Source organism: Enterobacter cloacae complex sp. 309I3, assembly GCF_050031595.1.
Classification (GTDB): Bacteria; Pseudomonadota; Gammaproteobacteria; order Enterobacterales; family Enterobacteriaceae; genus Enterobacter; species Enterobacter cloacae.
This window is the reverse complement of the sequence record NZ_JBLGWI010000001.1, coordinates 1,776,878-1,799,356: the sequence shown is the minus strand read 5'-3', so window position 1 is coordinate 1,799,356 and position 22,479 is coordinate 1,776,878. Positions and strand designations below refer to the sequence as shown.

Here is a 22,479-nt window from a genome sequence, read left to right as displayed (position 1 = left end):
CTAACGCTCAAGCTGGTCGCCGTACTCACTCATCCAGGCGGCCAGCGGCGAGAGCGCCCCTTGCAGGGTCAACCCCAGCCCCGTTATCTGGTACTCCACGCGCGGTGGGATCTCCGGGTAAACCGTGCGCGACACCAGCCCGCGCTGTTCGAACAGTCTGAGCTGCTTCGTGAGTTCTTTTTGCGTGATGGGGGCGGTAGCGCGCAGCAGATCGCCAAAGCGTACCGGCGCATTGAGGATAATCAGGCGATAAAGAACAGGGATCGCCCACTTCCCGGAAATCAGGTTCACAAACTGCGTCATCGGGCAGACATAAACCTCAGAATTTTTTTCACAACGTATATCGAGCAATTCCGCCATAGCACACCTCTTGCCGCATTAGTATCCAATTGGTACCTGGTTTCCTTTCGATACTAACGTTTCTATAGTGCTTTCTCCAGAGACATTTCAGGAGAAGAACATGGGTCGTTTAGCAGGTAAATATACGCTGATTACCGGCGGAACCAGCGGCATTGGCCTTGCCACTGCGCAGGTGTTTCTCGCCGAAGGGGCGCATGTCGCCGTCACCGGTCGTAACCCGGAAACGCTCGCCGAAGCAGAGCGCATTCTGGGCGATAAGGCCTGGGTGATCCCGACCGATGCGGGAGATATTGCTTCGCAAAAAGCGCTGGCGGAGACGCTTGCCGCCCGCTGGCCACGCCTGGACGCGGTGTTTCTCAACGCCGGCGACGTGACCCACGCGCCGCTGGAAGCGTGGCAGGAAGAGGCCTGGGATCGTCTGATGGGCATCAACCTGAAGGGACCGTTCTTTTTAATTCAGGCGCTGCTGCCGCTGCTGAATAATCCGTCCTCGGTGATCCTGTGCGGCTCCGTAAGCGCGCGCATCGGCCTGCCCACCAGCAGCGTGTATGCCGCGAGCAAGGCCGCCCTGCTGTCGCTGGCACGCACACTGTCAGCAGAGCTGTTACCGCGCGGCATTCGCGTTAACGGTCTGAGCCCCGGCCCGGTAGAAACCCCGGCCTTTACGAAAACGGGCTTAAGCGAAGAAACGCTTAACGCGATGATGGCGGAGATCATCAAGCTTGTGCCGCTGGGCAGAATGGGCTCGACGACGGAGCTGGCAAAAGCCGCGCTCTATCTGGCCTCCGACGAATCCAGCTATACGGTAGGAACGGAACTGCTGGTCGACGGCGGAATGGGAAGTTTGTAACTTAAAAGGCGCTGATGCCGGTGACAATGCCGACATACAGCGCCGCCCAGACGGCGGCAGAAAACAGGCTGACCGCGTAAACCTTCACCCGGTTGAGCCTGAGCATGCCCGCCGCCAGCGGCACGATATAGCGCAGTACCGCTAGAAAACGGGCGGTGAAGAGCACCAGCACGCCGTTTTTCTGTAGCTGATGCTGCACCCGCAAAAATGTATCGGCATGTCTTGAGGTAATGCGCGTCACCAGCCGCGTATGCCCCATCAACTGACCGATATGATAGTTCAGCAGCGAACCGAGCGTGGCCCCCATCACCACCGCCAGCCACGTCAACGCCGGATGCAGGCTCGCCTGGCTGACGGTGATCCCGGTCAGCAACATCACCGAGGCGGGCGGCAGCACGGAGGAGATCAGCACCGTGGATTTACTCAAAGCCAGCACGAAGAGCAGCGCAAAGAGATGCGTCGGATAATGCGCAAAATGATTGAGCAGATTGTCAAACCACGCCACCTTGCTCTCCTCGTGAATATTTACCCTCCCATTAAAGTCGAGCAAGTTTAAATAAAGGCTCAACGCGTCATGAATAATGAATACATAAACATTCCCTAAACATTTTTTAAATTCCAGAGCGGGAAAATAAAATAAGCGTATTATCCCGCTGGTTTACAACGATCTCGTTATGGCGAGGCTCCTGTACAAATACACGTTATCGCTCTGGCAGGTTCGAGAGAACCCGCACAGGGTAAAACAGGCACTGTCGAATCAAGGCTTTGTCAGTATAACTTCCCTTACGGGATACGGTGTACAGTGCTGAACCCAGGACGTGGGGATCTCCTCTTCGACATGCCCTGTCTTGCTCGCCCCTGAGAGATTTTTTATTCAAAGGGAATTCACTATGTCTTACGCTATTCACAACCAGAACCCGGTATTCAATGACAGCGCTATCGCGCAATATATGAATACCGATTTTATTGTCCTCGATATTTCATTATGCGTGGCGCTGGCGCGCGAGCAGTTTTTCGAAAAATTAAAAGACGATGATATTCCGTCGCATATTTTCATTGAAGATCAGGGTCGCCTGGCAGGCATGATTGCGGTACGCAAATTGCTGCAAACCACCGATACCGTACAGCCGGTAAAATCGCTGATGCTGTCGCAATTTCTGCAGGTCAAACCGGAAGATGAGCGGGCAGATGTCGCCGGACTGCTGGCTCACAGCGGTGCGGATGTGGTGCCCGTGGTCACCCACGGCAAGCTGGTTGGCTGCCTTACCGAGCGCGAAATGGCTCACCTGCTGGAAGACGATGTCACCGAAGATGCCCAGCTCCAGGGGGCAACGCTGCCGCTGGAAAAGCCCTATCTGGAGACCAGCGCCTTCAGCCTGTGGAAAAAACGCTCCGTCTGGCTGCTGCTGCTGTTTGTCGCGGAAGCCTACACCAGCTCGGTGATCCAGCACTTTGAAGAGGCGCTGGAGTCCGCCATTGCGCTGGCTTTTTTTATCCCGCTGCTGATTGGCACCGGCGGGAACAGCGGAACGCAGATCACCTCCACGCTGGTGCGCGCTATGGCGCTGGGTGAAGTGCATCTGCGTGATGTCGGTCGCGTACTTTGCAAAGAGATGACCACCTCACTGATGATTGCCGTCACGCTCGGTATTGCCGGGTGCATCCGCGCATGGATGATGGGAATTGGGCTGGAAATTACCCTTATCGTCAGCCTGACGCTGGTGTGCATTACGCTGTGGAGTGCCATAGTCTCGTCCGTTATTCCCATGGTACTCAAGCGCTGCGGCATTGACCCGGCCGTCGTCTCCGCGCCGTTTATCGCGACGCTTATCGACGGTACCGGGCTGATTATCTACTTCAAAATCGCCCAGTATACGCTGGGGCTGGAGTAATCTTACGAGCACCTCTTTCCTGTGATTGAGGTGCTCACTCCGCTACACATCACCCAGTTGATGCGCAATCTCGCGCAGCTGCTGGGCCAGCGCCTGGAGGTTTTTTCCCTTCTCCCCTTTCGGCCCGGTGGACTGTCGCACCACCAGACGGGCAGGTAAAATCGAGGACATGCGCAGGGCACTCTCTTCGCCGCTGTCCAGAATGCGGCGCACCGCCTCTTTGCCCTGCAGATCTAAATCCAGTGAGACCGTCGTCAGCGCCGGGTAGAAGAACGAGCTTTCGTAGGTATCATCGTAGCCAATCACCGACTTCTCGCCCGGAATGGAAATCTGCTGCTGGTGGAAGGCGCTCAGTACGCCCAGCGCCATCTGGTCGTTGGCCACCAGTACGGCGGAAAACTGCGGCGTTTCGCGCAACATCTGCAGCGCACCGGCATACCCGCTCTGCGCATCCCAGTTGCCGCGGATCACCGAAGCGGGCTCCAGCCCGTAACCCTTCAGGGTTTCGATCCAGCTTTTTAGCCTCAACTGTGCCGACACAGAGGACTCCGGCCCCGCCAGCAGGGCGATGTCGCGATGGCCCAGCTCGTAAAGGTATTTAACGCTGGCGCGGGTCCCATCCGCCGGGTTAAACGAAACGTTAAACACAGAACTGTACGGGTCGACGTCCAGGAAAAGACAGACGATATCGTCGTTGTCGGTGGCGATTTTCTGCGCCTCTTCGGCCTCCAGAGGCACGTTAATGATCACCTTGCTCACCAGCTGGGACTTCAGTTCGTTGATAGAGTCCTGAATACTTTGGTTGACGTTCTCATCTATCATCGAGATCAGTACCTGGTATCCCTCCACGTTCGCATAGCGTTTTACCGCTGCCGCCACCTGAGAAGGCGCGTGCAAAGCCAGTGAAATGGTCACCAGCCCGACGGTCTGGCTCTGCTTGCCTACCAGTTGCTGGGCCAGGCGATTCGGCACATACCGCAATAACTCTATGGATTTCTCAACCTTGTGGCGCGTGGCCTCGGATACATTGGCAGATTTATTCAGTACCCTGGACACGGTCTGATAGGAGACGCCTGCATGGCGTGCGACGTCCTCTAACGTTGCGCTTTTCGACTTCATGGTCCGGTTCCTTATGTTGTTATGCGATGATTGTAACAGGGGCGCTGTAAAAAAACGCTCACTGCCCTCACCTCGCAGACATAACACCATCAAAAAGTATTACGTTCACAATGCCATAATTTGTGGCACAGCTCATCACTCGTAACAAAATTGTCTATTTTATTTGCAGTTAATCACACATTTAGGATCGTTCAATTGCCAGCCAGAAGGTTTAGGCATTTTATGACAGCGGATTTGTGAACGTATTACAAAACAATAAGAGGGTAACAATGAACACGACGATCCGCTCTGTATCCGTTGCGCTGGCTGCCGCGTTAGCGTCTCCATCGCTGTTTGCTGCGTCTTCAGTACCGATTGATTTTCATGGCTATCTTCGCTCCGGCGTGGGCGTCTCACGGGATGGTGGGATGGAGGAGTGGCAGAAGAATAAAATAGGCCGTCTGGGTAACGAAGCCGATACCTACGGCGAGCTGGAACTGGGCTCTGAGGTCTACAAAAAGAACGACGTGAGCTTTTATCTCGACAGCATGGTGAGCATGGTGTCTGACGGCTCTAATGATAACGAAACCACCTTTGGCGACGACGCTCAGTTTGGCCTGCGTCAGCTTAACCTGCAGATCAAGGGGTTGATCCCGGGCGATCCGAATGCGGTTATCTGGGGTGGGAAGCGCTATTACCAGCGTCATGATCTGCACATCATTGACACCAAATACTGGAACATCTCGGGATCCGGTGCAGGTATTGAAAACTATACGCTCGGCCCTGGCGCGGTCTCCGTGGCCTGGATCCGCGGCGATGCCAACGACGTGGACTACCGCGTTGACGGTGATAACGACGTGAACATCAACTATATCGATCTCCGCTATGCGGGCTGGAAACCGTGGGCAGGCGCGTGGACGGAAGTGGGTATTGACTATGCCATGCCAAACCCGACCAACAAACAGAAAGAGTATGGCGGGCTGTACGAGGCCGACAACGGCGTGATGGTAACCGGAGAGATCAGCCAGGACATGCTGGGCGGCTATAACAAGCTGGTGCTGCAGTATGCCAACAAAGGTCTGGCGCAGAACATGGTTTCCCAGGGGGGCGGCTGGTACGACATGTGGAACTATGTGAACGATGCCAGCGGCTACCGCGTGATTAATACCGGCTTAATTCCCATTACCGACAAGCTCTCCTTTAACCACGTCCTGACCTGGGGCTCGGCGGATGACACCACGCAGTATACCGATAAATCGCGCCTGATTTCGCTGGTGGGCCGCGCGCAGTATCAGTTCACCGAATATGTGCGTCTGATTGGTGAAGTGGGCGGGTTCTACCAGAAAGATACCTATACCGACGGTTCAAACTACAAGCAGAGCGGTGAGAAGTACACGATCGCCTTAGGTCTGGCGGACGGACCTGATTTTATGTCACGTCCCGAGCTACGGGTGTTTGCCTCTTATCTGAATGATTCCGAACATGGGAAATCCTTCGAAGACGGCACCGCCAGTAATACCTGGAACTTCGGCGTGCAGGTTGAAGCCTGGTGGTAATATTTATTTCTAAAATGCGTTAATCGTTATTGTATCTCCAACAACTGGCAGTTTATTCGCCTGTTTCGGGATAGCCATTATTTTGGCTATCCCTTTTTTTATTTACTGATTAAAATGTTCATCTAATAACTGACGTAAGGCATCAGACTGTCTGCCAAATATGGCATGCACCTGCTGGCCAATAATAATTACCCCCAGCGCCCCTTCATTCTGTAACGCCTCTGAGTCAACTTTATTTAAATCTTTTACCGTCACGCGCAGGCGGGTAATACAGGCTTCGACGTGTTCGATATTATCGTCACCGCCAAACGCGGGGATTAAACGCTGGGTAATTTGACTGTCCATAATACGCCTCATTATATGCAGATAAAAAAATGCCTGCTCGTGGAGCAGGCGTTCTGTGCCTTTTTGCCCGGACGGTGCGGTCTGATGCCCTCACCCCAGCCCTCTCCCACAGGGAGAGGGAGAAAATCAATTACGCTTTACGCCTGAGCACACGACAGTCCCAGGGCAGCAGAGCGGTATCGCCCGCAGCAGCGGCGTCTGTCATGCAGTCGGTATACCCCTGTGGCAGCGTGATGTACTGCTGCTGTGCCGTGTAGTTCTGCACAAACACCCAGGTGGTTTCGCCATCCGTGCGTGCCGTGGCAACCACGCCCGGCGGGAGTTCACCTTCGATGGCGCGCGGTAGTGCCAGCTCGTTGATAATTCCGGCGAAGAAATCGCGCTGGAACGGCAGATCGTTACGTGAAGCGACATGCCACGCCTTGCCTTTACCGACGCGGTTGACCGTTACCGCAGGGCGACCTGCGTAGAAATCATCGCGGTAGGTCGCCAGCACCTGTGCGGACTCAGCGTGGATCAGCTCGCATAAATGCCGCACCTGATACGGCCCCTGCAAACCTGCCGCGTTGCCTGCCAGCCCCTGAATCAGGTTGCGCTCCCCCTCGCCCAGACACTCGATCTCTTCCGCCCAGATGCCCAGAAGCTTGCGCAGCGGGCCAGGGAAACCGCCCAGATGACAGAGATCGGTCTCATCCACCACGCCGGTCCAGTAGGTCGTCACCAGATGCCCGCCATTAGCCACAAAGGCTTCTGCCCGCTCGGCAAACCCTTCGCGTACCATATAAAGCATGGGGGCCACCACCAGCGCGTAGTCGCTCAGATCGCCGTCAGCGTCAATGACATCCACCGCAATGCCTTTTTCCCAGAACGGACGATAGTGCTCGTTGACGGTTTTTTCGTACTCCATTCCCATATTGCGCGGACCTTCGGCATCATCCAGCGCCCAGCGGTTTTGCTGGTCGAAGACAATCGCCACCCGGGCCTCGGTACGGCAACCTGCGACCTCCGGCAGGCGTGCCAGCATCTCGCCCAGGCGCGTCACTTCACGCCCGACGCGGGTATCCAGATGACCCACGTGGTCGATAACCGCGCCGTGGAATTTCTCCACCGACCCGCGGCTTTTACGCCACTGGAAGTACTGCACCGAATCCGCTCCGTGCGCCACCGCCTGCATCGACGAGAGAATATGCATCCCCGGCTTTTTCAGCTTGCTGGTTGGCTGCCAGTTGGTGGTGCTCGGCGTCGACTCCATCAGCACGAAGGGCTTACCGCCCTTCAGGCTACGCATCATGTCGTGATACATGGCGGTGTAGCAGGCGAGCGCCGTTTCGTCTTTCTCCTTGTGCCACATCGGATAGCTGTCCCAGGAGATAAAGTCGATCGCCTTCGCAAGCTGCCAGTAGTCGTAGTCGTAGAAATACTCCATAAAATTGGTGGTTACCGGCAGTTCCGCATTCGCTACTTTTAGCGGGGCCACTTCATGGCGGCAGAAATCGGTCACCTGTGCGGTATTGAAGCGACGCCAGTCGAGGTTGAGGCCGTGAATCGACACTTCTCCCTGCGGCGCAGGGGACTCTATCTGCGACCAGTCGGTGTAGGTGTGGCTCCAGAAGGTGCTCCACCACGCGTGGTTCAGCGCGTCCAGGGTTTTATAGCGCGCCTTCAGCCAGTCGCGAAAACGTGCCTGACACAGGTGACAGTGACATTCGCCGCCGTATTCATTAGAGATATGCCAGCCCAGCACCGCCGGATGGTGTGAATAACGCTCCGCCAGCAGGCGGTTAATGGTGAATGTCTTCTCACGGTACACTGGCGATGACATGCAGTGGTTATGCCGGCCTCCGTGCAGCGCGGGCACCCGGTTGCGCCCGACGCGCAGCACCTCAGGGTATTTTTGCGACATCCACGCCGGACGCGCGCCGCTTGGCGTAGCAAGGAAAATATGAATACCTGCCGCATACAGTTTTTCAATAATATTATCCAGCCACGCAAAATCATATTCCCCTTCACGCGGCTCCAGCTTTGCCCAGCTAAATATGCCCACCGACATCACATTACATTTTGCCTGCTGCATCATGGCAATATCTTTTTCAATAATACCGGGATAATTCTCCCATTGCTCCGGGTTATAGTCGGCGCCATGCAATAACGCCGCGACCTTTGGGCTTAAAGGCGCAAATTTATTCATATTAAAAACGTCCTGAATGAAGATAAAAATTATTTAAATACCGTTATTGATGGCAGCACTTTTCCCTGGCAATCAAATAACGCCTGATTCTCGCGGGCATTCCCCTCTTTCCATTCGTCATGAATATATTTCATGCCGGCTTTGGTCGCCCACGTGGTGCCCGGTACGGCAATCCATGTCGGCTCCCAATAAAAGATGCCTTTGCCACGGTGGTCCGGAACATCAATAACGGACTGCATTAAATCGTGAATATAATCATACTGGCCCTGAACGGTACCCGGATAGCCGCCGTCTTTTTCTTCTTTCGCCTGGAAGCTGTTCTCAGCGTTATCGCAGTTGTCCAGCGTATAGCCGTATGCCGCTTCCACCACAATCACGTCTTTGTTATAGCGCCTGCTGATGTCATCCATATTGGCCTTCAGCGCGCTAATCGGGCCGTTCCAGTAGGTGTACATTGACAGGCCGATGATATCGAATGGCACGCCGCGCTTCGCGATTTCGTCAAACCACCAGCGGAAGGTGTCATTTTTAGTCCCTTCGGCCAGGTGCAGCATGATTTTCACCTGCTCGCCGCCGGTCAGATTCTCTTTTAGCCCGCCAATCGCGGCGTTGAGCAGTCCGGCCAGACGGTCAAACTCGCCGCCGCCCTGCCCCCAGCTTTTGCCTTCCGGCCACAGCATGCCGCCGTTGATTTCGTTACCGATCTGCACCATGTCCGGCAGGACGCCCTCTTGCTTAAAGCGGGCGATGGTGTCGCGGGTGTAGTCATGGATCGCCGTTTTAAGCTGCGGGTAGTCCATTTTCTCCCAGGCTTTCGGCTTGAACTGTTTGCCCGGATCGGTCCAGAAATCGCTGTAGTGGAAATCGAGCAGCAGCTTCAGGCCCTGCGCCTTCACGCGCTTCGCCAGCGCAATCGTGTTTTCCAGGTTGTTACTGCCACCGCCATAGGTCTTGCCGCTCGCATCCTGTGGATCAACCCACAGGCGCAGGCGTACATAGTTCACGCCGTTGGCCTTCAGGATCGCAATCGCATCCTGCTGCTGGCCGTTCTGGTTATAGAATTTCGCGCCGTGTTGTTCGGCTTCCAGTAGGGTCGAAATATCCGCCCCCTTAATAAAATCTGCAGGCATGGTGTTAAACGGACGCGTTTTCACCGCGTCGGCAGCAAAAGCACTCGCGGCAAGGCCACATGAGAGGCAAACGGCGAGCAAAGCGGGTTTGAGTCTTTTCATGGTTATCCTTTGGTACTCCCGGAGGTCAGGCCGGAGACGAAGTATTTTTGTAACGCCAGGTAGAGGATCGCCACCGGCACCGCAATCAGGACCGCGCCTGCCGCGTAGGTGGTGTAGCTGGCCCCCATTTTTTGTGCCACCAGGTTATAAAGCCCGATGGGTAAGGTGTATTTGTCCGGGGTGCGCAAAATGGTGCTGGAGAGGATGAAATCCCCCAGCGGCCCGGTGAAGGAGAACAGCGCCACCACCGCCACAATCGGCTTCGAAAGCGGCATGATAATTTCGATGAAAATCCGGAAATTACTGGCCCCGTCCATACGCGCGGATTCATCCAGATCTTTCGGGATGGCATCAAGGTAGCCTTTCATCAGGTAAGTGTTCATCGGGATCATGCCGCCCACGTAGATCAGCACCAGCGCCAGATGACTATTGATAAGGCCCAGCAACTGCGACAGCACGAAGATGGCAATCAGCGCCGAGAACTGGGGGATCATCTGCAGCAGCAGGAACAGCATCAGACCGTTCTGGCGCCCCTTAAAGCGAAAGCGCGAAAACGCGTAGGCGGTAAAGCTGACGCTGATTAAGGTCAGTACCATGGTCAGAAAGCTGATTTTCATTGAGTTCCAGTACCAGGTCATGTAGTTCACCTGGCCGTTGAACAGGTCGGCATAGTGCTGCACCGAGAAGTTCTCTGGAATAATCGACGAGCTCAGCAGGCTATTACCCGCGTTAAACGACGCACCGACCGTCCACACCAGCGGGTAAATGATGATTATCGAGACCAGCACGATAACCAGCCAGGAGAGCGAGAGGCGAACCCACTTCTCACGTTTAATACTTTGTGATTGAGCCATTGTTCCGTTCCTTACGCCATGTGGTCATTTTTGAACGATTTCGTGGCGCGGAACTGCCACAGCGCCAGCCCGACGACAAAGATCGACAGCAGGATAGTGATGGTCGCCGCAATCGCATATTGCGAAGAGGACATCGTCAGTTTGTAGATCCACGACACCAGGATATCCGTCCCACCCGCATTCGACCCTACCACCGCCGGTCCGCCGTTATTAAACAGGTAGATGATGTTGAAATTATTGAAGTTGAAGGTGTATTGAGTGATCAGAATCGGCGCAATCGAGTAAAGCACCAGCGGCAGCGTGATGGTACGCAACTTAGTCGCGCTACTGGCACCGTCCATGGTCGCCGCTTCGTACAGATCGTCCGGAATGGCCTGCAGCACGCCGGTGGTCATGGCGAAAACAAACGGGAAGCCGAGCCAGGTCTGCATCATAATTAGCGCCGTTTTGGTCCAGAACGGATCGGTCATCCAGGCTTTTGGCGCGATGCCGAAGAAGGCCAGAATGGCGTTGTTGATCACCCCAAAGGAGTCGTTAAACATTCCGGCAAACACCAGGATGGTGACAAAGCCCGGCACCGCCCAGGGCAGAATGAAGATGGTGCGGATCAGCGGTTTAAAGCGCAGATCTTTCTGGTTTATCAGAATGGCCAGCAGCACGCCTACCGAACATTGCAGCGTGGTAGCGAGCAGGGTCCAGACCACCGTCCACTGCAGCACGTCGAAGAAGGTCGAACGCCAGATGGAGAGCGTGAAGATATTGATGAAGTTCTTAAACCCAACCCAGTCCACCAGCTTAGCCGGCGGCGTGTGATAGAGGTTGTAGTTGGTAAAGGCGATGGCAAAGCCGAACAGGATCGGGAAAACCACTACAAACACCAGCAGGATAAAGCCGGGCGTGATCATCAGATACGGGAAGCCGTCGCTCAGCAGCATCTGGTACTGCTTGCGCACGCTGTTAAGCGCAAGTCCCGTATCGCGTTTTCTGCCATTCACCCACGCATCACGCATCGACAGGTACCAGACCATCACGCCAAACGCGGCGATCAGCACGCTGATGATCCCCTCAGCCAGCAGGAAGATAGAGTTGTCCCGCGGCACCTCCTCGCCCAGCGTCACCAGCCCCCACAGCCCTTCGCGCAGAAAATCGGCAAATACGCCGATAAAACTCACCAGCAGTACCAGGAAGATGATCCCTTTCAGCCACTGACGATGGTAGAACTGGCCGAAGCCGGGGATGAACGCTAGCAGCAGGCCGGTCCAGGCATGGCGCCCGGCCCCGTGCGGTCTGGCAAAATTTTCCGGGATGATACTCACAGACAACTCCTTTCAAAAAAACGGGAGAGAGTCCTCCCGTTTTGCGACGGCAGAAAATTACTGGTTGCTGGCCTGCATGGCTTCGATTTGCATCTGGACCTGTTTTTCTGCGCTATCCAGCGCGGCTTTAGGATCCTGTTTGCCGGTCAGGCTCAACTCCAGCGCGGCGTTGGCTGGCCCCCAGACTTCACCCATTTCAGGGATGCCCGGCATGGCAGTTGCGCGCGCCGACTGTACCGCGACGGCACTCGCTTTTTCGTCGTTTTTGATAATCGGATCGTCGATCATCGCGGTAAGCGGCGGGATTTCACGCGTGGCGATGTAGCGCGTTTTCACATACTGCGGCTGGTTGATGAATTCGATAAATTTCTGCGCCAGGGCTTTGTCTTTGCTCCACGTGGAGACAACGTAGCCTTTCACGCCAAGGAAAGAACTCATAGGCTTGCCGTCGGGCAGCGTTGGCAGCGGCGCAACGCCGTAGTTGATCCCTGCTGCTTCATACGGCTGGAATGCCCACGGCCCATTGATCACGGCTGCCGCTTTCTTCTCGGTGAACAGGGAGTCAATGGCGTTCAGACCGTTGTCACCGACTATCCCGGCCGGGAAGATCCCGTCGGCGTAGAATTTTTTAAGGTACGTCACGGCCTCTACCGCGCCCGGCTTGTTCAGGCCAACGTCGCTGGCGTTATAGCCGCCCTTGTCGTTATGACCGAAGATGTAGCCGCCCATCGGGGAAATTGCCCCCCAGCTGTAGTAAATCTGGTCGAACTTGGCGAGCAGGCCGTACTGGTTTTTCGCGCGCTGCTGTTTCGAAAAGTCATACCAGTCCTGCAGCGAATTGAGGGGCTTGTCGATGAGGTCTTTGTTGTAGATCAGCACCAGCGTCTCGACCGCTTTCGGTACGCCGTAGAGGGCATTATCCATTTTGAAGGCATTAATTGAGGCCGGGGTGTACTGTTCGGTCTGCTTAGCCTCCAGATTCAGGGGGGTCAGCAACCCTTGCACTACGGCGCCGCCCAGCTGATCGTTAGGGATCACCAGCACGTCCGGGCCAATGCCCGCCGGGCCATCCAGACGCAGTTTTTCCAGCTGTTGGGCGTAAGGGGTTTCCTGGACGTTGACCTTAACGTCGTACTGTTTTTCAAAGTCAGCCACCGCCTCTTTTATACCGGATGACTTCTTGATGTCTTCCCAGACGTTAAGCTGCGTGGTGGCATGTACCTGCACCGAGAGCGTAGAGAGGATCAGAGCGGCAAGTAGGTTCTTTTTCATTACAAACCTCATGTGAAGGTATAACAATTTTATGGTTGTTATGACATTTAACGCCTTATCTGCCTCATCTAAAATTCATCAAAATCAGATGCTGCACGTATGACGTCAAATATCTTTGGTTTGGTATACGCTACCCTTCACATCATGATAACTCTACAAAAAACTGTAAGTTGTGTGATCGTCATAACATTAATGGAAAATCTGTATAGGGCGCATGAATACTGGAAGTTATAGTCAATACAGACAAATTGCACCGTCCAGCTATGTTGAACCTGATTGTTATACGTAAAACATAGACAGCGGTTTACTCGGGGAACACTGATGTCAAACATACAGTTAAGGAATGTCACCAAGCGCTTTGGCGACACCGTCACCTTGCACAACGTGAATCTTGAAATTGAAGACGGGGAATTCGCCGTCTTTGTTGGCCCTTCCGGCTGCGGTAAATCGACCATGCTGCGCATGATTGCCGGTCTGGAGGAGATTAGCGAAGGTGAAGTCTTAATCGGTAATGAGGTCATGAATGACGTCGCGCCTTCCCACCGCGGCGTGGCCATGGTGTTTCAGTCCTACGCGCTCTATCCGCACATGACGGTCGCCGAAAACATGGGCTACGGGCTGAAAGTGAATAAGGTCCCAAAAGAACAGATCCGTCACCAGGTGGAGATGGTGGCAAAAACGCTGCAGCTCTCCCATCTGCTGGACCGCAAACCTAAACAGCTTTCGGGCGGGCAGCGCCAGCGCGTGGCAATAGGCCGCGCCATCGTGCGTAACCCGCGCGTCTTTATGTTTGATGAACCGCTCTCTAACCTGGACGCCGAACTGCGCGTCGAGATGCGTCTGCACCTTGCCCGCCTGCATCAGGAGCTGAAAACCACCATGGTGTATGTCACGCACGACCAGATCGAAGCGATGACCCTGGCCGACAAGATCGTGGTCATGAACTATGGCAAGGTTGAGCAGATGGGCGCCCCGATGGATCTCTATTACAAACCGGCAAATAAGTTTGTCGCCGGGTTTATCGGTTCTCCGAAGATGAACTTTCTGTCGGCGACCGTTGAAGCCTGGCAGCCAGGTAAGCTTACCGTCAGGCTATCGCAACAGAAGTCGCTCACGCTCGCGATAACCACCACACCGCTGCAGCCGGGAAGTCAGGTCACGCTGGGCATCCGCCCGGAACATTTAACCACCGACCTTCACCGCGGCACGCGGCTGGAATTTAACTGTGAAGTGGTGGAGCGACTGGGAAACAATACTTACCTGTTTGGGCAATGCTATGGCCATGACAACGTGAAGATCTTGCTGCCGGGCGACGTGAAGTTCGCGCCCTGGCAGAAGATAGACGTGGCGTTTGACGACCATCACTGCATGGTTTTTGATGACCAGGATGTACGGGTGAGCGCTGATATCGAAGATGCGGTGCGTTCGGTGGCTTAACGCGCGCCACCGTCAGCCAGCGCTCTCACCGCCCGCCCAAACGCCTCAATCGCCAGCGCGACATCCTCAGCCATCACCGACTCCGCCGGATGGTGGCTGATGCCCCCCTTGCAGCGCACAAACAACATCCCCACCGGCCAGCGTTCTGCCAGCGCAATGGTGTCGTGCCCGGCACCGCTCGGCAGCGATAGCGTACGGCCCTGAACCGATGTCACGGCTTCCCCTAACAGCGATTGCAGTCTGGCATCGCAGGGCGTGGCGGCGATCCGGTAAAACTCCTCGGCGTTGAAACGGAGCCCACGCCGGGCTGCGATCTCTTCCGCCTGAATGAGCAGTTCAGTGAGCAGTGCGTCCAGCGGGGCATCCTGCGGGCCGCGAATATCCAGCGAGAGCGCCACCTCGCCGGGAATCACATTGACCGCGCCGGGCAGGCAGCGTAACGCCCCCACCGTGGCAACCAGATTGCCGCCGCGCTGTCGGGTGGTGTTTTCAACCTGCACCATCCATTCGGCAGCCGCGGCCAGGGCATCTTTACGGTGAGCCATCGGCACGGTACCGGCATGCCCGGCTTCGCCGGTAAAGAGACAGTTCAGACGCCGCGCACCGTTAATGGCTTCCACCACCCCCAGCGCCAGCCCCTCCTGCTCCAGGCACGGCCCCTGTTCAATATGCAGCTCCAGACAGGCGCTGAAATCGTCCTGATGCCGCGCGGCAAGTGCTACCCGTGCGGGATCCATCCCCGCCTGCACCATCGCCTGCGCCACGCTTACGCCACTGGCATCACAGGTATCAAGCCAATTCTCCGGCCAGGTGCCAGTCAGGCCGCGACTGCCTAACAGCGTGATGCCGAAGCGGGTTCCCTCTTCGTCGCAGAAGCCAACAATCTCGATGGCCTGCGCCAGGCGCACGCCCTGCTGATGCAGACTGTCCACCACTTCAATGGCGGTGAGCACGCCAAGCATGCCGTCGTAGCGCCCGGCATTGCGCACAGTATCCAGATGCGAGCCAAGCAGTATCGCCGGTGCGCCCTCCAGCTGCGCCTCATAGCGCCCGCAAATATTCCCGACACTGTCCTGCCAGACGGTCATGCCCGCCTGGCTCATCCACTGCCCGACCAGCTGGTTGGCCTGCAGATGCTGCGTGGAAAGATAAACCCGCGTCAGGCTGTCCGGGGTTTCGCTGATGGCGGCCAGCGCATCGGCACGGGCCATCACCCGCTCTGCCGCCGGGCTCATTGTGACGTCTCGCGGCGATAATGATCCCACGCGGCCTGCATCGCCGCCCCCTGGGGGGTGGTGAATTTCAGGTAGTTCAGCACCGACTCCAGCGCGCTCAGGGTGGTCATTACGCAGTCTTTACGGGCGTTATAACCCATGGTGCCAATGCGCCATACCTTGCCGTGCAGCGGGCCAAACGAGGTGCCAATTTCGATACCGAAATCTTCCAGCATCAGCTTACGCACCTGATCGCCGTTAACGCCCTGCGGGATCACCACGCCCAGCACGTTGTTCATCTTGTGCTTCAGATCGCCAAAGGTCTCCAGCCCCATCGCCTGAATGCCTTTCAGCAGCGCATCGCCGTGCAGCTTGTGCCGGGCGATGCCGTTGTCCAGCCCTTCCTGGAGGATCAGCCGCGCGCATTCGCGGGCGCCAAACAGCGCGGTGGTGGCTTCAGTGTGATGGTTCAGCCGCTCCGGCCCCCAGTAATCCATCACCATGCCGAGATCAAAATAGTTGGAGTAGATCATCTCCTCGTCGCCGTCGCGATGGGCGTCGGTGCGGATCCCCTCCTCGACGCATTTGCGGCGGCGGATCGCCTCTTCCATGCGTGGGCTCAGGGTGATCGGTGACGTGCCGGACGGACCGCCAAGGCATTTCTGCATGCCAGCGGAGACAGCATCCAGCCCCCAGGCATCGGTTTCCAGCGCGTTCCCCCCGAGCGACGCGGTGGCGTCGGTGTAAAACAGCACGTCATAACGGCGGCAAATCGCGCCGAGCTCGGCCAGCGGCTGCAGCATGGTGGTGGAGGTATCCCCCTGCACGGTCAGCAGCAGACGGGGACGAATACGTTTGATGGCATCCTCCACCTGATCCGGGGTAAACACCTCACCCCATGGCACCTCGATGGTATGCACTTCCGCCCGGCAGCGGCGGGCGATTTCGCACAGCAGATGGCCGAAGCGGCCAAACACCGGCACCAGCACTTTATCGCCCGGGCGAATGGCCGACACCAGAATCGCCTCAATGCCCGCGCGGGAGGTGCCGTCCACCAGCATCGTCCAGCGGTTTTCGGTGCGGAACACCCCGCGATAGAGCGCCATTACTTCGTTCATATAGTGGGTCATCGCCGGGTCGTACTGACCAATCAGCTGGCTCGACATGGCGCGCAGCACGCGCGGATCGGCATTGATCGGCCCCGGGCCCATCAGCAGACGCTGCGGCGGATTAAGTTGCGGAAATTGAGCGATATCCATTGTTAAGTCCTTATCAGTTGAGGCCGCGCACGGAGGAGATGAACTGCTTCAGTTCGGTGGTCTGCGGGTTGGCGAAAAGCGTTTTGCTGTCGCCCTGCTCCCAGACTTTCCCCTGGTGCATAAACACCACGCGGTCGCCCACTTCGCGGGCAAAATTCATTTCATGGGTCACGAGAATCAGGGTCATCCCTTCTGCTGCCAGCTGCTCCAGCACCTTAAGCACTTCGCCCACCAGTTCCGGGTCGAGCGCGGAGGTGATCTCGTCACAAAGTAAGACTTTTGGCGACATCGCCAGCGCACGGGCAATTGCCACGCGCTGCTGCTGGCCGCCGGAGAGACTCGACGGGTAGTAATCCAGACGATCGCCGAGGCCCACTTTCTCCAGCATCTGCTGCGCCAGCGCCCGGCATTCGGCGGCGCTTTTCTTCAGCACCCGACGCGGGGCGAGCATCACGTTTTCCAGAGCCGTCATGTGCGGGAACAGGTTAAAGTTCTGGAACACCATCCCGACCGAGCGGCTGATTTCACGCGCCTGGGAATCCCGGTCGGTAATGGTCATGCCGCCAAGCTTGATGCTGCCGTCCTGATACCCTTCCAGACCGTTGATGCAGCGCAGCAGGGTGCTTTTGCCGGATCCGCTGCGCCCGATAATCGAAATCACCTGGCCCATGTCGATATCGAGATCGACCCCCTTCAGGACATGGTTATCGCCGTAGTACTTCTGCACCTGATTAATGGTGATGAGAGGCATTGAATTTAGTCTCCAGATAACGGCTGTAACGCGACAGCGGATAACACAGAATGAAGTAGCCCAGCGCCACCAGCGCAAAGACCTTAAACGGTTGATAAGTGACATTGGTGAGCATCGTCCCGGCTTTGGTCAGCTCGATAAAGCCGATGATTGACGCCAGCGCCGTGCCCTTAATCACCTGGACGGCAAAACCGACCGTCGGCGCAATCGCAATCCGCAACGCCTGCGGCGCGACCACCCGATAAAGCGTCTGGCCAAAGGTCAGCCCCAGACAGCGCGACGCTTCCCACTGCCCTTTGGGCAGCGCGCGAATGCTGCCAAACCAGATATCAAGCAAAAACGCGCTGGTGTAGAACGTGAGGGCCAGCGATGCGGCGGTCCATGGCGAGACATCGATGCCGAACAGCGCCACGCCGAAGAACGCCAGAAATAGCTGCATCAGCAGCGGTGTACCCTGAAACAGTTCGATATAGCCGCGGATCAGGCGCATGATCATTCGCCCGCCAGTGAGACGCAGCAGCAGCAGCGGCAGGGTCACCACCGCGCCGCCGACAAACGCCACCAGCGACAGCAGTATCGTCCAGCGCCCGGCCAGCAGCAGGTTGCGAATAATGTCCCAGTCGGTAAAGGTGGTCATCATGCCTGTACCCCCAGCCATTTGCGTCCTGCCGCCATCATCAGCTGACGCAGGGTAATCGACAGCGCTAAGTAAATCCCGGTTGTCACCAGATAAACCTCAAAGCTCAGAAACGTTCTGGACTGGATCAGGTTGGCGGCAAAGGTCAGCTCTTCATACGAGACCTGCGACACCACCGACGAGCCGAGCATCACGATAATGCACTGGCTCACCAGCGCCGGATAAATACGCTGTAGCGCAGGCGGTAACACCACGCGAATGAAGGTCTGGATGCGGGTCAGCCCAAGCACGCGTCCGGCCTCCCACTGCCCTTTGGGTGTCACCTGAATGCCCGCCCGGACAATCTCCGTGCTGTACGCGCCCAGATTGATCACCATCGCCAGCAGTGCCGCCTCACCCGCCGTCATCTTCAGCCCCATATTGGGCAGGCCAAAGACGATAAAAAACAGCTGCACCACAAACGGCGTGTTACGGATAATCTCCACGTAACCGCCCCAGATCCGGCTAAACCATGTCGCCCGCCCGCTGCGAATGGCCGCCCCGAAAATACCAATCGTCAGACCGCCCAGGGTCGCCATCACCGTCAATTGGATGGTGACCCACAGCCCGGCCAGCAGCGCCGGCCAGTGCGGCCAGAGCTCAGAGAAATGGAGTTGCTCTGTCATTGCCTTACACGCCAAGGCTTGCCGGCAGCGGCGCCTTGAGCCACTGCTCAGAGAAGCCGTTCAGGGTGCCGTCTTTAATACCCTGTTCAATCAGCGCATCCACTTTCGCCTTCAGCGCTGGTTCATTTTTCTTCAGCCCGATAAAGCACGGTGAATCTTTCAGCATAAAGCTCGGCACCGGAGCTTTCTCCGCGTTCTGGCGCGAGATGGCCGCCACCACGAGGTTGCCGGTGGCCACATACTGTACCTGTCCGGACAGATACGCCGACAGCGTGGTGTTGTTGTCCTCATAGCGTTTTACGTCTGCGTCTTTCGGCGCCAGGCTGGTCAGCACCATGTCCTCGACCGCGCCACGCGTCACGCCGATGGTTTTACCGCTCAGGGCGGCGGCATCTTTCAGCTCTGCGCCTTTCGGGCCAAACACCCCGAGGAAGAACGGCGCATAGGCGCGGCTGAAATCGATCACCTTTTCACGTTCCGCATTCTTACCGAGGCTTGAAATGACAAGGTCAACTTTGTCGGTTTGCAGATACGGCACGCGGTTGGCGCTGGTCACCGGAACCAGTTGCAGCTTGACCTTCATCTGTTTGGCCAGATAGCGCGCCATATCGATGTCATAGCCCTGCGGCTGCAGATCGGTTCCGACCGAGCCAAACGGCGGGAAATCCTGCGGCACGGCAATGCGAATGGTGCCGCGTTTCTCGATATCCTGAAGCTGGTCCGCCTTTGCCGACAGGTTAGTGAGCAGACAGACGGCCCCGGCCAGTGCAATCAACAATTTTTTCATGGTGCTTCCCCGTAACGTTAACATGAAACAAAAGATTCTTTGAATTTGATTTTGCAACTAATGTGCCAGGTAAAGCGAAACGCGGATTTTTGTTGTAAAGCCTGATAAAACAAAGGCGGGGCGAAAAAGCTCTCTCTTTTTAGCCCCGCCTCACTGCACCATTTCAATGCAAAGCACCACACCGATGCCCCATTATCGTTGTTCGAGCTCGTCCAGGTGCTGATACAGGGTGGCGATCTCATGAATGCGCGGACGGCCTTTATCGAGGATTTCATGCAGAAAGGCGTTTGCCAGCAGGTTGATCAGGCTATTGACCGAGGCGTAGCTGTCATAGGCTGAGACGCTGTCCAGCGGAGCGCAGAGCTGCCAGCTCGCCAGCGGAAACAGGCTGTGCGCCTGCGGCTCGCACATCAGCAGCACCGGAATACCACTGCTCTGAAGCTGCTGCAGCAGCGGGCGGATAATGCGCGGGCGGCGGCGAAAGGCCATCATCACCACCAGATCGTCGGGGGTGAGATCCACCAGCTCTTCGCTCAGGCTCTGACCGGGCTGCGGCAACACCAGCACCTGCCCGCGCGCCTGCAACAGCTGCTGACGCAGGTGCAGCGCCGCGGGATAGGCATTACGCATCCCTATAATGACGATGCGCTTCGCCTTAACCATGCACGCCATCGCGTCGGCAAACTGCCGGGCATCCAGGGCATTCACCCACTGGGTCAGGTTAGCCATCTCCTGCTTATAGTGACGCGCCAGCAGCGTATTGCCCTGCACCGCGTCGCGGTTGTCCGTCAGCGGCATACCGCTCTGGCGCAGGGTACGCAGCTCATCGCGCATGTCCTTATACTTCTCATAGCCCAGACGCTTAAACAAGCGGCTCACCGTGGCTTTCGACACCCCGCTCAGCTGCGCCAGCTCGGCGCTGTTGTAGCTGATCAGGTCGTCGAAGTGATCGAAAATAAAATCCGCCACCCGCTGCTCCTGCGGCGACAGTGACGCGTATTGTGCTTTCAGTCGTTCATCAAGCTGTTCCATAACGCCTCTGTAACGTTTGTTTCATCTCTTGCTCTCTATTCATTAAGCATGCCAGCTTATCAGCCGGGATGACATGAAACTTTTCTTTCATACCTGGAACAGCTTTTGCAGCGCCTTGTGACTTTCAGGGTTATGAGGACTGTTCATGCAAAGTAATGTCTCCGTACACGGAATGGCGGTTGCCCCCCATCATCTTGCCAGCCAGAGCGCGCTGTCTGTGCTGCGCGATGGCGGTAGCGCGATTGAAGCGATGGTCGCGGCAGCGGCCACCATTGCCGTGGTCTATCCCCATATGAATGGCCTGGGCGGCGATGGCTTCTGGCTTATCGTGCCCCCCGGCGGCGAACCGATTGCCATCGATGCCAGCGGCGCGGCGGGATCGCTGGCGACGCTTGCCGCCTATGGCGATCTGACGCACATCCCCCACCGCGGCCCCCGTGCGGCGCTGACCGTGGCGGGTACCGTCAGTGGCTGGGCGGAGGCACTTAAGGTCTCACACGCGCTGACGGGCAACGCCCTGCCGCTGACGCGCCTGCTGGCAGATGCCATTGGCTATGCCCGCAATGGCACGCCGGTCACGGCCTCGCAGGCCACTGCCACCGCCAGTAAATTCGACGAACTGAAAGACCTGCCCGGCTTCGCAGAAACCTGGCTGGTAGACGGCAAACCACCGGAGGTCGGCAGCCGGTTTTATCAACCGGCGCTGGCCTCCACGCTGACGCAACTTGCCGAAGAGGGTCTGGAGAGTTTTTATCGTGGTCCGCTGGCGGCGCGTCTGGCCCGTGGGATGGAGACGCTCGGCCTGCCCATTACGCTGGCGGATTTGAACGCGCATGTCGCCCGGCGCACCACGCCGCTGAAATTAGCACATCAGCAGGGTGAGGTCTGGAACCTCGCCCCACCGACGCAGGGGCTGGTCTCGCTGGCGATCCTCGGCATCACCGACCGTCTGGCGATGGCCGATGCCGACGACGCCGGGACAGTGCACCGCATTGTGGAAGCCACCAAACTGGCCTTTGGCCTGCGCGATGCCCACATCACCGACCCGCGCGAGCTGAAAACCGATATCCAGAGCCTGCTGGATCCTGCGGCGCTTCAGGCGCTCGCCGACCGGGTTGACGATAACCATGCCGCGCCGTGGGGCACCGGCAAAGGCCCTGGCGATACGGTGTGGATGGGGGTGATGGATAACAGCGGCCTGGCCGTGTCGTTTATCCAGAGCATTTATCACGAGTTCGGCAGCGGGGTGGTGCTCCCGGATACGGGTATCGTCTGGCAGAACCGGGGGGCGTCGTTCAGCCTCGATCCCGCACATCTTCTGGCTCTCGCGCCGGGCAAACAGCCGTTCCATACCCTGAACCCGGCCGCGGCGCGTCTGAACGACGGACGGGTGATGGTCTACGGCTCCATGGGCGGTGACGGCCAGCCGCAAACTCAGGCCACGCTCTTTACCCGCTATGTGGTGCAGGGTCTGCCGCTGCAGGAGAGCATCTCCCGTCCGCGCTGGCTGCTGGGGCGCACCTGGGGACAAAGCTCAGACACCTTAAAGGTGGAAGGTCGGTTTTCCCCTGAAACGATCGCACGCCTGCAGGCGCTGGGTCACGAGGTGGAGATCTTCCCGGACTTTAGCGAAGCCATGGGCCACGCGGGCGCGCTTGTCCGCCACCCGAACGGGCTGTTTGAAGGCGCGTTCGACCCGCGCAGCAACGGCGCCGCCGCCGGATACTGAGGAGA

Annotated in this window: 21 protein-coding genes and 1 riboswitch; of the genes, 5 read left to right on the top strand and 16 right to left on the bottom strand. The window is 57.2% G+C overall.

Annotation, left to right across the window (positions count from 1 at the left end; translation table 11 throughout):
• Complete coding sequence (locus ACQG22_RS08450; RefSeq protein WP_013097206.1) at nt 1-360, bottom strand: winged helix-turn-helix transcriptional regulator; 360 nt, start codon at nt 358-360, stop codon at nt 1-3.
• A gap of 100 nt (nt 361-460) precedes the next feature.
• Here ACQG22_RS08450 and ACQG22_RS08445 point away from each other — a divergent pair, with 100 nt between their 5' ends.
• Entirely contained in the window at nt 461-1,210 is a 750-nt protein-coding gene (locus ACQG22_RS08445) for an SDR family oxidoreductase (protein WP_013097207.1), read from the top strand.
• A 1-nt stretch (nt 1,211) separates the two neighbouring features.
• Here ACQG22_RS08445 and ACQG22_RS08440 read toward each other — a convergent pair whose 3' ends face one another.
• Nucleotides 1,212-1,715 carry a DedA family protein gene (locus ACQG22_RS08440; protein ID WP_029883255.1) on the bottom strand — a complete coding sequence of 168 codons (504 nt, stop codon included), beginning with the start codon at nt 1,713-1,715 and terminating at the stop codon, nt 1,212-1,214.
• A 156-nt stretch (nt 1,716-1,871) separates the two neighbouring features.
• Nucleotides 1,872-2,041: riboswitch (M-box (ykoK) riboswitch) on the top strand.
• Between the two features lie 59 nt (nt 2,042-2,100).
• On the opposite strand from ACQG22_RS08440, the gene ACQG22_RS08435 reads away from it, so the two are divergent.
• Nucleotides 2,101-3,102, top strand: coding sequence for a magnesium transporter (locus tag ACQG22_RS08435; RefSeq protein ID WP_129327472.1), 1,002 nt, complete (start codon nt 2,101-2,103; stop codon nt 3,100-3,102).
• A 42-nt stretch (nt 3,103-3,144) separates the two neighbouring features.
• On the opposite strand, the gene ACQG22_RS08430 is transcribed toward ACQG22_RS08435, so the two are convergent.
• Nucleotides 3,145-4,221: a LacI family DNA-binding transcriptional regulator gene (locus tag ACQG22_RS08430; RefSeq protein ID WP_038419069.1), complete on the bottom strand. Its 1,077-nt coding sequence runs from the start codon at nt 4,219-4,221 to the stop codon at nt 3,145-3,147.
• 269 nt (nt 4,222-4,490) lie between these two features.
• Here ACQG22_RS08430 and ACQG22_RS08425 point away from each other — a divergent pair, with 269 nt between their 5' ends.
• The gene (locus ACQG22_RS08425) at nt 4,491-5,756 is read left to right on the top strand and encodes a maltoporin (RefSeq protein ID WP_013097211.1); all 1,266 of its coding nucleotides are present in this window, start codon (nt 4,491-4,493) and stop codon (nt 5,754-5,756) included.
• Between the two features lie 102 nt (nt 5,757-5,858).
• Here the strand turns inward: ACQG22_RS08425 and ACQG22_RS08420 are convergent, their stop codons facing one another.
• The 6 genes from ACQG22_RS08420 to ACQG22_RS08395 all read right to left on the bottom strand — a co-directional run bounded on the left by ACQG22_RS08420 (nt 5,859) and on the right by ACQG22_RS08395 (nt 12,963).
• A complete protein-coding gene (locus ACQG22_RS08420; RefSeq protein WP_013097212.1) occupies nt 5,859-6,101 on the bottom strand; it encodes a PTS transporter subunit EIIB in 243 nt (80 codons plus the stop codon).
• Between the two features lie 130 nt (nt 6,102-6,231).
• Nucleotides 6,232-8,289 carry a beta-galactosidase gene (locus ACQG22_RS08415; RefSeq protein WP_023620985.1) on the bottom strand — a complete coding sequence of 686 codons (2,058 nt, stop codon included), beginning with the start codon at nt 8,287-8,289 and terminating at the stop codon, nt 6,232-6,234.
• 29 nt (nt 8,290-8,318) lie between these two features.
• Nucleotides 8,319-9,521, bottom strand: a complete 1,203-nt coding sequence (locus ACQG22_RS08410; protein WP_038985539.1) for a glycoside hydrolase family 53 protein — start codon at nt 9,519-9,521, stop codon at nt 8,319-8,321.
• Nucleotides 9,522-9,523: 2 nt separating this feature from the next.
• Entirely contained in the window at nt 9,524-10,375 is an 852-nt protein-coding gene (locus ACQG22_RS08405) for a sugar ABC transporter permease (protein ID WP_013097215.1), read from the bottom strand.
• 11 nt (nt 10,376-10,386) lie between these two features.
• A complete protein-coding gene (locus ACQG22_RS08400; protein ID WP_058661136.1) occupies nt 10,387-11,691 on the bottom strand; it encodes a carbohydrate ABC transporter permease in 1,305 nt (434 codons plus the stop codon).
• 57 nt (nt 11,692-11,748) lie between these two features.
• Entirely contained in the window at nt 11,749-12,963 is a 1,215-nt protein-coding gene (locus tag ACQG22_RS08395) for an extracellular solute-binding protein (RefSeq protein ID WP_013097217.1), read from the bottom strand.
• A 321-nt stretch (nt 12,964-13,284) separates the two neighbouring features.
• Between ACQG22_RS08395 and ACQG22_RS08390 the strand changes: the two genes are divergently transcribed.
• Entirely contained in the window at nt 13,285-14,400 is a 1,116-nt protein-coding gene (locus ACQG22_RS08390; protein ID WP_013097218.1) for an ABC transporter ATP-binding protein, read from the top strand.
• Here the strand turns inward: ACQG22_RS08390 and hpxK are convergent.
• The 7 genes from hpxK to hpxU form a co-directional block, all read right to left on the bottom strand.
• Nucleotides 14,397-15,635 (bottom strand): allantoate amidohydrolase, encoded by a 1,239-nt coding sequence (gene hpxK / locus ACQG22_RS08385; RefSeq protein WP_058661137.1) that lies wholly within the window; start codon nt 15,633-15,635, stop codon nt 14,397-14,399. The two genes, ACQG22_RS08390 and hpxK, sit on opposite strands and share 4 nt — an antisense overlap.
• Nucleotides 15,632-16,873 carry a pyridoxal-phosphate-dependent aminotransferase family protein gene (locus ACQG22_RS08380; RefSeq protein ID WP_038419062.1) on the bottom strand — a complete coding sequence of 414 codons (1,242 nt, stop codon included), beginning with the start codon at nt 16,871-16,873 and terminating at the stop codon, nt 15,632-15,634. The genes hpxK and ACQG22_RS08380 overlap by 4 nt, the downstream gene beginning before the upstream one ends.
• A 13-nt stretch (nt 16,874-16,886) precedes the next feature.
• Entirely contained in the window at nt 16,887-17,624 is a 738-nt protein-coding gene (locus ACQG22_RS08375) for an amino acid ABC transporter ATP-binding protein (RefSeq protein ID WP_013097221.1), read from the bottom strand.
• On the bottom strand, nt 17,605-18,261 hold the full coding sequence (locus tag ACQG22_RS08370) for an amino acid ABC transporter permease (protein WP_020689664.1): 657 nt from the start codon (nt 18,259-18,261) through the stop codon (nt 17,605-17,607). The genes ACQG22_RS08375 and ACQG22_RS08370 overlap by 20 nt, the downstream gene beginning before the upstream one ends.
• The gene (locus tag ACQG22_RS08365; protein WP_045902787.1) at nt 18,261-18,926 is read right to left on the bottom strand and encodes an amino acid ABC transporter permease; all 666 of its coding nucleotides are present in this window, start codon (nt 18,924-18,926) and stop codon (nt 18,261-18,263) included. The genes ACQG22_RS08370 and ACQG22_RS08365 overlap by 1 nt, the downstream gene beginning before the upstream one ends.
• 4 nt (nt 18,927-18,930) lie before the next feature.
• Entirely contained in the window at nt 18,931-19,713 is a 783-nt protein-coding gene (locus tag ACQG22_RS08360; RefSeq protein ID WP_020689666.1) for a transporter substrate-binding domain-containing protein, read from the bottom strand.
• A gap of 192 nt (nt 19,714-19,905) precedes the next feature.
• Nucleotides 19,906-20,745 (bottom strand): MurR/RpiR family transcriptional regulator HpxU, encoded by an 840-nt coding sequence (hpxU, locus tag ACQG22_RS08355; RefSeq protein WP_013097225.1) that lies wholly within the window; start codon nt 20,743-20,745, stop codon nt 19,906-19,908.
• A gap of 145 nt (nt 20,746-20,890) precedes the next feature.
• On the opposite strand from hpxU, the gene hpxW reads away from it, so the two are divergent.
• The gene (gene hpxW / locus ACQG22_RS08350; RefSeq protein WP_058661139.1) at nt 20,891-22,474 is read left to right on the top strand and encodes an oxamate amidohydrolase; all 1,584 of its coding nucleotides are present in this window, start codon (nt 20,891-20,893) and stop codon (nt 22,472-22,474) included.
• The last annotated feature ends 5 nt before the right edge of the window (nt 22,475-22,479 follow it).